Below are 10109 nucleotides of genomic sequence, written 5' to 3'. Positions count from 1 at the left end.
CCCGCCTCACGCCTCCACGCCGGCGTCACCAACGTCATGACGAGCAACACCTAGAAGGACCCTGTCGCCCCCCACGACGTGCTCCGCACGCCGTGGGGCCCTGCGACAGGGCCGTCAGGCGGCGCGGCCGAACCAGGCGTCGAGGAGGTCGTGCCGCACGGCCGGCGGCAGTGCTCCCCAGCGCAGCAGGGCCGCGCGGGCGGGCAGCTGGCTGGCCTTCGCCAGCCGGCCCAGCTCGCGGACCCGGTGGGCCGGGGGCACCAGCGGCGACCGTGCGCCGACGAGGCGGAGGGTGGCGACCGGCCCGGTCAGGGCCTCGCACAGGGAGTCGTACGCCGCCGTGATCGCGGCCTGGTGCGCGGGGTCGGACCAGTGCGGGCATCGCCCGGGGTGTCCGACGGAGGCTGCGTGAGCGCTCATGCCCGCACTATCGGTAGCACACGGCCGGATCGTGACCACCCTGTGACCGCCATCCGGTAGCAGCGGGGGTGAACGCCGGCGCCGCGGCAGCCGTATCCCCCACGGGGACGTCCACGGGAGGAGGCAGGGCATGGTCGGTCGGGTGCGGACACGACGGCTGCGGTCGGTCGACGAGCCGGTGGAGACCTTCGACGCCCGGGCCGCCTACGCCGCGCACGGGGCCGAGCTGTACCGACTGGCGCTGCGCCAGCTCGGCGACGAGGGCGCCGCGCAGGACGTCGTCCAGGAGGTGTTCCTGCGGGCCTGGCGCGCCGCGGACTCCTACGACCCCCAGCTGGCGAGCCTGCGGACCTGGTTGTTCGCCATCGCCCGCAACGTGGTGGTCGACGAGACCCGCCGGTTCGCCGTCCGGCCGTGGCAGCGGCAGCTCACCGACGACGCCGGCGCCGAGGTCCCGGTCGAGGTCGAGCTGGACGAGCGGCTGGTGGACGCCTGGGTGGTCGAGGAGGCGCTGGGCCGGCTCGGGGCCGACCACCGGGCAGCGATCGTGCAGACCCACCTGCGCGGCCGCCCGCACGCCGAGGTGGCCGCGGAGCTGGGCATCCCGGTGGGCACACTGCGCAGCCGGGTCTTCTACGGGTTGAAGGCACTGCGGTTGGCGATGGAGGAGATGGGGGTGGAGCCGTGAACGAGCACCGGGAGCTGCGCGAGCAGCTCGGGGTCTACGCACTGGGCCACGGCACCGCCGACGAGCGGGCAGCGGTCCGGGCCCACCTGGACGGCTGTGCCGCGTGCCGGGCCGAGCTGGCCGCCCTGGTCCCGCTGCGCGCCCGGCTGGCCGACGTCGACCCCGACCGGCTCGACGAGGTGCCGGCTCCGCCGCCCGGGCTGGGCGACCGGGTGCTGGCGGGCATCGCGGCCGAGCAGGCCACCGGGCAGGCTCGCCCCGGCCGACGTCGCTGGGCCCCCGCGGTCGCCGCGGTCGGGATCGCCGCGGCGGCCTTCGGGGTGGGCTGGCTGGTGCGCCCGGTGCCGGACGCGCCCCCGCTGGAGGCGGTCGCCGTCCAGGTGACCGCGCCCGACGTCGCCGCGACCGCCGACGTCGTCCCGCACACCTGGGGCATGGAGGTGCGGCTGCACGGCGCGGGCTTCACCGCCGGCGAGGTGTACCGGGTGCAGGTCACCGAGGACGACGGCGGCACGGTGCCGGCCGGGGAGTTCCTCGGCGTCGGCCCGGCCCAGCTGGACTGCAACCTCAACAGCTCCGTGCTCCGCGAGGACGCCATCGGGTTTCAGGTGCTCGACAGCAGCGGCGCCGTGGTGGTCACCTCGGATCTCTGAGGCGGCGGTGGACGCACCGGGGTCACCCGCCTACCAGTCCCCGGACAAGACCGCGACGCACATCCACGAGGCCTCCGTCGGGCAGGCCGGCCCGCCGCGGATCGCGCTGCCCGACCCGGAGGACGACGGCACCGGCACCCTGGTGAGCTCCGGCTGCCGGCCCTTCACCACCCGGCTCGCCCCGCAGGGCACCGACACCGGGCAGGGCTTCACCCTCGACCAGATCGAGACGAACCCCTCGGCGTTCTCCACCGACACCCGCACCAGCGCCTTCGCCGCCGGCGCGGTCCGCGGCCAGCTGGTGGAGTCCCCGGTCGGCGGCGTCGAGACCGGCGCCGGCGGGACGGCGGCGTCCACCTCGTCGTCCACCGGCCGCTGTGCCCGCCCCCACCGGGCTGTCTATCCCGGCGCTGGGCATCGCGCAGGACCTCGTCGGGCTCGGCGTGGCCGACGACGGCACCGCCGAGGTGCCGGTGGACTTCGACGACGTCGGTTGGTTCACCCCCGGCGGCCGGCCCGGCGCCCGCGGACCGACGGTGCTGATGGGCCACGTCGACTCCACCGCCGGCCCCGCGGTGTCCTACGTGCTGCGCGACCTGGCGGCCGGGGACACCGTGGACCTCACGGTCGCCGACGGCTCGGTGGCCACCTACACGGTCACCGGCACCGAGCAGGTCGCCGAGGACACCTTCCCGACCGCCGCGGTGTTCGGCGCGACGGCCGACGACGTCCTCCGGCTGATCACCTGCACCGGGAGCTTCGACGCCGGCGCCCGCAGCTACACCGACAACCTGGTGGTGACGGCGGTCCGGACCGGCTGAGTAGGGTCCCCCGCCGTGGCGAACGTCCTCTCGATCCAGTCCCACGTGGCCTACGGGCACGTCGGCAACGCCTCCGCGGTCTTCCCCCTGCAGCGGCTGGGCCACGAGGTCTGGCCGGTGCACACCGTCCAGTTCTCCAACCACACCGGCTACGGCTCCTGGACCGGCCGGGTCTTCGACGGCCAGGCCGTCGACGAGGTGGTCGAGGGCATCGCCGCGCGCGGCGTGCTGGGCAGCTGCGACGCAGTGCTCTCGGGCTACCTCGGGTCCGCCGACATCGGGCACGCCGTCGTCGGCACCGTGGCCCGGGTCCGGGCGGCCAACCCGGCCGCCGTCTACTGCTGCGACCCGGTGATCGGCGACGTCGGGCGCGGGGTGTTCGTCCGGCCGGGCATCGCCGAGTTCATGCGGGACGTCGCCGTCCCCGTCGCCGACGTCGTCACCCCCAACCACTTCGAGCTCGACCTGCTCACCGGCCGGACGACGACCACGCTGCCCCAGGTGCTGGACGCCGTCGCCGCGCTGCAGGCCACCGGCCCGCGCGTCGTCCTGGTGACCAGCCTGGACGTCGAGGACACCCCGGACGACGCGGTGGACCTGCTCGCCGCCGAGGGCGGCCGGGCGTGGCGGGTCCGCACCCCCGAGCTGGGGGTGTCGGTCAACGGTGCCGGCGACGCTATCGCCGCGCTGTTCCTGGCGCACTGGATGTCCACCGGCTCGGCCGCCCGCGCGCTGGGTGCCGCGGCGTCCTCGGTGTTCGGCCTGCTGCGGATGACCGCCGAGGCCGGCAGCCGGGAGATCCTCACCGTCGCGGCGCAGGAGGAGTTCGTCTCCCCCACCCGCACCTTCGAGGTCACCGAGGTGACCGCGGCACCGTAGGACGGAGACTGTCACCACGGGTGCCGGGTCGGTCACCCCCAGCGCACCACCGGACGGCGAGGAGCCCGGGATGACCGCACCAGGCACAGCCGCACCCGGGACGACGACCGGGGCACGCGCCCTCGTCGCGGCCTTCTGCGCGCTGGTCGCCGCGACCCAGGTGCTCTGGCTGACCTTCGCGCCGGTGACCGACGAGTCGGCGCGCGCCCTCGGGGTCGGCACCGGGGCGATCGCCAACCTGGCCGCGGTGAACCCGCTGGTCTTCGTGCTGCTGGCGGTGCCCGCCGGGCGGTGGCTGGACCGCAGGCTGGTCCCGGCGCTGGTGGCCGGTGCGGTGCTGACCGCCGCCGGTGCCGTGGTCCGCGCCGCCGGGGTCGACTCCTACCCCGTGGTCCTGACCGGCCAGCTGCTGGTCTCGGCCGGCCAGCCGCTGGTGCTCGGCGCGACCGCGCTGCTGGCGGTCCGCTACGTCGCCCCCACCGCCCGCACCGCGGCGATCTCGGCGGCCAGCGCGGCGCAGTTCGTCGGCATCCTGGTCGCCGCCCTGGTCGGCGGGCCCGTGGTCGACGCGGTCGGGCTGGCCGGGTTGCTCCGGGCCGAGGCGGTGGCGGTGGCGGTGGTCGCCGCGGTGTTCGTCGTCCTGGTCCGCCGGGTGGCTCCCCGGCCCGTCCCCGCCTCCGCCGCTGCACCCGCGGGTGGGCGGCTGGTCCGGGACCGGCTGCTGGTCGGCCTGGCCGTCATGCTCTTCGTCGGCGTGGGCGTCTTCAACGCGGTGGCCACCTGGCTGGACCCGGTGCTCGACGACCTGGACCGGCCCGGTCTCGGCGGCCCGCTGATCGCCGGCATGACCGTCGCCGGGATCGCCGGCGCCGCCCTGCTGCCCGCCTGGGCGGCCGCCCGGGACCGCCGCCGGACCGTCCTGCTCGTCGCGGCGGTCACCAGCGCGGTGGGCTTCGCGGTCGCCGCGGCGGTGCCGGCGGAGGCGACCGTCGGGGTGCTGCTGGGGGTGCTGCCCCTGGTCGGCTTCGTGCTGCTGGCCGGCCTGCCGGTGGCGCTGGAGTGGGCCGAGCTGCACGTGGGCGCCGACCACGCGGCCCGGGCCACCAACCTGCTGCTGCTGGCCGGCAACGCCGGCGGGGTGGTGCTGGTGCTGGCCGTCGAGGTCGCCGGCGGCCGCGCCGCGCCGACCCTGCTGGCGCTGGCCCTGCTCTCGCTGCCGGCGGTCGTCGCCGCCTGGGTGCTCCCCCGGCGAGCGACGGGACCCACGACGGGCTAGGTGCCCCGGGCGACCGGGCACGCCGTGCGGCGGGCCCGGTCGATCCGGATCAGGGCAGGACGACCTTCTCGTTCTCGCCGACGTCGGTGCGCTCGCCGGTGGCCTTGGCCTTGACGAAGCTGATCGCCGTGGTCACCGCACCGGGGGTGTCCCAGTACTCGGCGCTGCTGCCGTCGACCTTGATCAGCACCACCGAGGCGTCCTCGGGCCCCTGCGGCAGCCAGGCCTCGGCGCCGGAGTTCCACAGCTCCTTCTTCTTCGCCACGTCGGTGACGACGATGCCCTCGCCGGCGATCGACACCCAGCTGGACCGGGAGCCGGTCGTCACGTTGACCTTCGGGTTGGCCGCGATGCTCTTCGCCGGCCCGCCGTCGGCCTCCGCGAAGAACCACAGGTCGCCGTCGAACTCGGTCTCCTGCAGCGACATCGGACGGCTCTCCAGGGAACCGTCGGCACCCAGGGTCGTCAGCATCGCGATCTTCTCGCCCGCCACCAGCTCGCGGACCTTCTCCACACCGTGCTCGGCCATCAGGCGCGCTCCTCGCAGTCGATTTCGATCTCCAGGACTGCGATGCCCGGCGTGGTCCAGCGCAAACCGGATGTGCCCAGCGTCAGTCCGGCAGCCGCTCCGCCAGGCGGCGGAGGTCGGCCTCGGCGGTCGGCTCCAGCGGCAGGTCGGGGAGGACGGCGAGCACCTCGTCGCGCTCCAGCCCCTCGGCCAGCAACGCGTCGAGCACCCGGGTCACCGCGGTGTCCGGGATGGGGCTGCCCAGGTCGGCGACCGCGGCCCGGGCCAGGAACAGCACGCCGGCCAGCGCGTCGGGCCCGGCCGGGGGCGGCGGGACGGCCTGCCGGGTGAGCGCCTCGGCCGCCCGGACCAGCGACAGCGGCACGCCCTCGGCCTCCACCACGGCCAGCGGGGTGTCGCCGATCCCGGCCAGCACCAGGTGCTCGGCGACGATCCGCAGCGGCGCCTCCCACTCCCCCGCCCGCACCACCGCGGCGGTGTCCTCGGCGTCCTCGCCCACGTCGTCGGCCAGCTCGGCCCAGGCGGCCGGGCGCGCCGCCCGCAGCCGGTCGGCGGCCAGCTCGCAGGTGGCCAGCACGAACGGCTCCAGCACCTCGACGTCGAACCGGTCGGCCAGCAGGCCGCCCTCGGCGTCGGCCATGTTCAGCGCGTCCCGGAACGTGCCGGGTGCGGCGTCGGCGAGGTCCAGCCGGCCGACCTCCTCGTCGCCCAGCAGCTGCCCGTTCTCGGCCCGCACCCCCACGGTGGTCCCGGTCGTGACCAGCCGGCCGCGGCGGTGCGTCCGGTGCGGCCGGTCGCCGGTGCCCACCGCCCAGGCGCACGCCTCGGCGATCAGCGCGGCACCCCGCTCGCGGAGCACCTCGCGGGTCAGCAGGGCCATCTCGTCGATCTCGAACACGACTCCATGGTCCCCCCGCCCGGCGCCCAGCACCCGTCGTGGGCGTGGCCGGTCAGCCCTCCAGGGCGCGGCGGAGGTCGGCGGCCTCGGTGCGGACCTGGGTCAGCACGGGGACGACGTCCACCTCGCGCACCCGGTCGCAGGTGAGCCGGTGGATGGGCACCGGCCGGTGGCCCTTCACGACCAGCCGCTCGGTGACCTCGAAGGCCCCGCGCAGCAGCCCGCCGTCCACCGACGTCGGGTCGTGCAGCTGGTCCAGCGGCGCGACCATGGTGCTCGGGAAGCCCCACTGGCGCATGGCGGCGGCGGTCAACTCGACGGCGTGCACGCCGTAGCGCTCCACCTCGGCCTCGCGGCGGTCGACGGCCGACCGGTGCGCGGCGGTCAGCTCGCCGTAGCCCTGCGGGTCGTGGTGGTGCAGCAGGGCCGCCCCCAGCTGGGCCAGCAGGCCCATGCACAGGGCGTCCGCGGCGCGGTGCCCCATCCGGGGGGCCAGCGTCGAGCAGGCCAGGGCCAGGTGGGTGCTGGTGGTCCAGTGCTCCGCGGGCAGGGTCATCTGGTCGGTGCTGGTGAGCGCCACGGTGGCCATCGACCGGACCGTGGCGAACCCGACCACCGTGACGGCGAACTGCAGCGAGGAGACCCGCCCGCGCAGCCCGTAGTAGGCCGAGTTGGCCAGCTTGAGCACGCGGCCGGTGAGGGCCGCGTCGGCGGCCAGCAGGCGGGAGAGGTCCTTCGCGCCGGCGTCGTCGGCGTGGGTGAGGGCCACGATCTGCGCGGCCACCGGGCGCTGGGCGGCCATGGTGTCGATGCTCGCCAGCACCGCGTGGGCGTCGAAGGTCGCGCCCGGGAGCAGGACGTCGTCGACGCCGTCCTCGGGCTCGGCCACCTCGTCGTCGTCCAGCACGACGTCGTCCGAGGCGACCAGGGGCGCGGTCACCGGGCACGCTCGGCGAACCAGGCGGTCGCGGCCGCCCCGGTCATCGGGCGGGCGATCCCGAAGCCCTGCAGGTGGGTCGCGCCCAGCTCGACCAGTGCCCGGACCTGTGCCACGTCCTCGACCCCCTCCGCCACGCTGTCCAGCCCGAGCCCCGCGGCCAGCGCGACGATCGCGCCGGTGATCTCCGGGTGCCCCTCGGACAGCTCGGCCACGAAGGACCGGTCGATCTTGAGCCGGTCCACCGGCAGCCGGCGCAGCTGCGCCAGCGACGAGTAGCCGGTGCCGAAGTCGTCGACGGCGATGGTGACGCCCAGCTCGCGGAGCTGGTCGAGCACGGCGCGGGCCTGGTCGGCGTTGCGCATGAGCGCGGACTCGGTGACCTCCAGGCAGATCCGCTCGGCGCCCACGCCGTGCCGGGACAGGGTGGTGGCCACCAGCGAGGGCAGGTGCTCGTCGAGCTGCAGCGCCGACACGTTGACGTTCACGGTGCGGGGCGCGGCCACCCCCAGCTCGGCGTCCCAGGCGGCGATCTGCCGGCAGGCCTCCTCCAGGACGTAGCTGCCGAGGGCGTCGACCAGCCCGCTCTCCTCGGCCAGCGGGACGAAGACGTCGGGCCCGACCGCGCCCCGGGTGGGGTGGGTCCAGCGGGCCAGGGCCTCCAGGCCGACCGGCACGAGCGTCGCGGCCGCCACCACCGGCTGGTAGGCCAGGGTCAGCTGGCCGCCGTCGATGGCCGCGCGCAGGTCGGCGACCAGCCGCAGCTTGTCGCGGGCCTCCTCGCGGGAGGCCTGGTCCAGCACGGAGACGCGGCCCTTGCCGTCGGCCTTGGCCTGGTACATGGCGATGTCGCAGTCGCGGACGAGCTCGTCGGCGGTGAGGTGGGCCGGGGTCTGCACGGTGACCCCGACGCTGACGCGCACGTTGACCCCCACCCCGCCCAGCTGCACCGGGCGGGCGAGCTCGACGGAGATCCGCCGGCCCAGCGCGACGACGTCGTCCTCGTCGACGTCCTCGCAGACCACCACGAACTCGTCGCCGCCGAAGCGCACCACGAGGTCCGTGGGCCGGACGGCGGCGCGCAGCCGCCGGGCCACCTGGACCAGGAGCTGGTCGCCGGCGGCGTGCCCGAGGGAGTCGTTGACCACCTTGAAGTCGTCGATGTCGAGGAACAGGCAGCCCAGGCCGTCCCGGGTGCCGGGCAGGAAGCGCTCGGCCACGTAGGTGGACAGCCGGGCCCGGTTGGGCAGGCCGGTGAGCGGGTCGTGGGTGGCCTGGTGGGCCAGCTGCGCCTCGAAGGCCAGCCGCTCGGTGACGTCCTCGACGGTGGCCACGAAGCCGCTGCCCAGGTCGGGGGTGTGCAGGTGGGAGAAGCGGATGAGCGTGCTGCGCTCGTCGTCCGGGCCGCACAGCAGCCGGGCCCGGATGTCCCCGGACCCGCCCTCGAGCACCTCGGCGGCGAGGCCCACGACGGCGTCGACGTCGTCGGGGTGCACGCTGGCCAGCCAGCCGGTGCCCAGCAGCTCCTCGGCCTGGCGACCGGTCAGCCGGCAGAACGCGTCGTTGACGTGCGCCAGCCGCAGGCCCTGCTCGGACAGCAGGGTCGGCATCGGCGAGCGCTGGGTCAGCGTGGTGAACCGGCGCTCGTGGGCGGCGGCGGAGTCGGCCAGCGCGCGCTCGGCGTCGCTGCGGGCGTGCTGGGCGGAGACCGTCCAGACCCCGCCCTCGGTGGACGGCGTGGTGACGACGGCCAGCTCGACCAGCGAGCCGGTGCGGTCCCGGGCCAGGAGCTCCAGGGTGACCGAGCGCTCGCGGCGCAGCAGGGCCCCGGTGCCGCCCAGCGGGGGGCGCGGGAACAGCGCCTCCACCGTGGTGCCCACCAGGTCGGCCGCGGCGTACCCGAGCAGTCGCTCCACCCCGGTGTTGGCCCAGCGGATCCGCGCGCCGTCGCCGTCGGCGGTGACGACCAGGATGGCCACGTCGACGCGGACCGACGCCGCGTGCACGACCGCCCGGCTGACCCGGGCCGAGTCCAGCGCCCCGACCCGCGCCGGGGACGTCGTCCGCGGCCCGGGCACCCCGGGTGCGGGGACGACGACGGGGAGGCTCACGGATCCGGTCTCGGCACCCCGCGGGCGCCCCTGGAGCCCGGCGGCACCGGTGTCCCCCGCCCGGGTGAGGTGGCCCGCACCGCCGGGCGCTCCTAGCGTGGCGGCATGGACCTGCAGCTGAGCGGGAAGCGGGCGCTGGTCACCGGCGCCGGGCGCGGCATCGGGAAGGCCGTCGCGGTGCGGCTGGCGCAGGAGGGGGCCCGGGTCGCGCTGCTGGCCCGGTCCCGCGAGGACCTGGAGGCGGTGGCCGCCGAGCTGCCCGGGGAGTCGCTGGTCGTGCCGGCCGACACCACCGACGACGCCGCCGTGCGGGCCGCGGTGGCCGCGGTGGTGCAGGCGTGGGGCGGGGTGGACGTCCTGGTCAACGCCGCTGCCCGGCCGGCGTCCACGGCACCGGTCCCGGCGCTGGCCGACCTGCCCGACGACGCCCTGCGCGACGAGGTCGAGACCAAGGTGCTCGGCTACCTGCGCACCGCGCGGGCCGCGGCACCGCACATGGTGGCCCAGGGCTGGGGCCGGATCGTCAACGTCAGCGGGCTCAACGCGCGGGCCACCGGCAACCTGGTCGGCACCGTCCGCAACGTCGCGGTGGCCGCGATGACGGCGAACCTGGCCGAGGAGCTGGGGCCGTCGGGGGTGAACGTGACCGTCGTGCACCCGGGCCGCACCGTCACCGAGCGCACGCCGGCCGACGTCGCCGCCGCCCCCGCCGCCACCCGGATCGGCCGGCTGGTCACGGCCGCGGAGGTCGCCGACGTGGTGGCGTTCCTCTGCTCCCCGCGCAGCGTGGCCATCACCGGCGACGCGGTGGCGGTGGGCGGCGGCACGCCCGGGGTGGCCGTGTACTGATCCCCGGTTACCGGTCAGTAGTAGGTATGGGATCGTCGGGGCCACGGC

At 76.1% G+C, this 10109-nt stretch carries 11 protein-coding genes and 1 pseudogene; 7 read left to right on the top strand and 5 right to left on the bottom strand.

The genetic code is table 11. The annotated features are described in order from the left end of the window. Window positions 1-114 precede the first annotated feature (114 nt). A complete protein-coding gene (locus UXQ13_RS21390) occupies window positions 115-420 on the bottom strand; it encodes a hypothetical protein (RefSeq protein ID WP_225235511.1) in 306 nt (101 codons plus the stop codon). 130 nt (window positions 421-550) lie between these two features. Between UXQ13_RS21390 and UXQ13_RS21385 the strand changes: the two genes are divergently transcribed. The 6 genes and pseudogenes from UXQ13_RS21385 (at window position 551) to UXQ13_RS21360 (ending at window position 4737) form a co-directional block, all read left to right on the top strand. Next, window positions 551-1108: a sigma-70 family RNA polymerase sigma factor gene (locus UXQ13_RS21385; RefSeq protein WP_225235510.1), complete on the top strand. Its 558-nt coding sequence runs from the start codon at window positions 551-553 to the stop codon at window positions 1106-1108. Beyond that, window positions 1105-1761, top strand: a complete 657-nt coding sequence (locus UXQ13_RS21380; RefSeq protein WP_225235509.1) for a zf-HC2 domain-containing protein — start codon at window positions 1105-1107, stop codon at window positions 1759-1761. The genes UXQ13_RS21385 and UXQ13_RS21380 overlap by 4 nt, the downstream gene beginning before the upstream one ends. A gap of 7 nt (window positions 1762-1768) precedes the next feature. Further along, window positions 1769-2002 (top strand): annotated as a pseudogene (locus tag UXQ13_RS23720) (CHRD domain-containing protein); the annotation flags it as partial. A gap of 136 nt (window positions 2003-2138) precedes the next feature. Then, window positions 2139-2582 carry a class F sortase gene (locus UXQ13_RS21370; protein ID WP_225236099.1) on the top strand — a complete coding sequence of 148 codons (444 nt, stop codon included), beginning with the start codon at window positions 2139-2141 and terminating at the stop codon, window positions 2580-2582. 15 nt (window positions 2583-2597) lie between these two features. After that, window positions 2598-3461, top strand: coding sequence for a pyridoxal kinase PdxY (gene pdxY / locus UXQ13_RS21365; protein WP_225235508.1), 864 nt, complete (start codon window positions 2598-2600; stop codon window positions 3459-3461). 70 nt (window positions 3462-3531) lie between these two features. Further along, window positions 3532-4737, top strand: a complete 1206-nt coding sequence (locus UXQ13_RS21360; protein ID WP_225235507.1) for an MFS transporter — start codon at window positions 3532-3534, stop codon at window positions 4735-4737. Window positions 4738-4786: 49 nt separating this feature from the next. Here UXQ13_RS21360 and UXQ13_RS21355 read toward each other — a convergent pair whose 3' ends face one another. The 4 genes from UXQ13_RS21355 to UXQ13_RS21340 form a co-directional block, all read right to left on the bottom strand. Continuing rightward, on the bottom strand, window positions 4787-5266 hold the full coding sequence (locus UXQ13_RS21355; protein ID WP_225235506.1) for a pyridoxamine 5'-phosphate oxidase family protein: 480 nt from the start codon (window positions 5264-5266) through the stop codon (window positions 4787-4789). A gap of 82 nt (window positions 5267-5348) precedes the next feature. Further along, complete coding sequence (locus UXQ13_RS21350) at window positions 5349-6164, bottom strand: hypothetical protein (protein ID WP_225235505.1); 816 nt, start codon at window positions 6162-6164, stop codon at window positions 5349-5351. A gap of 52 nt (window positions 6165-6216) precedes the next feature. Beyond that, complete coding sequence (locus UXQ13_RS21345; RefSeq protein WP_225235504.1) at window positions 6217-7104, bottom strand: HDOD domain-containing protein; 888 nt, start codon at window positions 7102-7104, stop codon at window positions 6217-6219. Beyond that, the gene (locus tag UXQ13_RS21340) at window positions 7101-9212 is read right to left on the bottom strand and encodes a putative bifunctional diguanylate cyclase/phosphodiesterase (RefSeq protein ID WP_225235503.1); all 2112 of its coding nucleotides are present in this window, start codon (window positions 9210-9212) and stop codon (window positions 7101-7103) included. The genes UXQ13_RS21345 and UXQ13_RS21340 overlap by 4 nt, the downstream gene beginning before the upstream one ends. A 105-nt stretch (window positions 9213-9317) precedes the next feature. On the opposite strand from UXQ13_RS21340, the gene UXQ13_RS21335 reads away from it, so the two are divergent. Next, complete coding sequence (locus UXQ13_RS21335; RefSeq protein WP_225235502.1) at window positions 9318-10061, top strand: SDR family NAD(P)-dependent oxidoreductase; 744 nt, start codon at window positions 9318-9320, stop codon at window positions 10059-10061. Window positions 10062-10109 lie beyond the last annotated feature (48 nt).

The sequence above is a fragment of the Klenkia terrae genome (assembly GCF_037083865.1).
In the GTDB taxonomy this organism is placed as follows: domain Bacteria; phylum Actinomycetota; class Actinomycetes; order Mycobacteriales; family Geodermatophilaceae; genus Klenkia; species Klenkia terrae.
The sequence above is the reverse complement of the archived record's forward strand: the minus strand, read 5'-3'. Positions and strand labels throughout refer to the sequence as shown.

What these genes read in the sequence shown, in the direction of transcription:
- UXQ13_RS21390 (WP_225235511.1), bottom strand. Translation starts at nt 420, where the DNA reads ATGAGCGCTCACGCAGCCTCCGTCGGACACCCCGGGCGATGCCCGCAC.
- UXQ13_RS21385 (WP_225235510.1), top strand. Translation starts at nt 551, where the DNA reads ATGGTCGGTCGGGTGCGGACACGACGGCTGCGGTCGGTCGACGAGCCG.
- UXQ13_RS21360 (WP_225235507.1), top strand. Translation starts at nt 3,532, where the DNA reads ATGACCGCACCAGGCACAGCCGCACCCGGGACGACGACCGGGGCACGC.
- UXQ13_RS21355 (WP_225235506.1), bottom strand. Translation starts at nt 5,266, where the DNA reads ATGGCCGAGCACGGTGTGGAGAAGGTCCGCGAGCTGGTGGCGGGCGAG.
- UXQ13_RS21335 (WP_225235502.1), top strand. Translation starts at nt 9,318, where the DNA reads ATGGACCTGCAGCTGAGCGGGAAGCGGGCGCTGGTCACCGGCGCCGGG.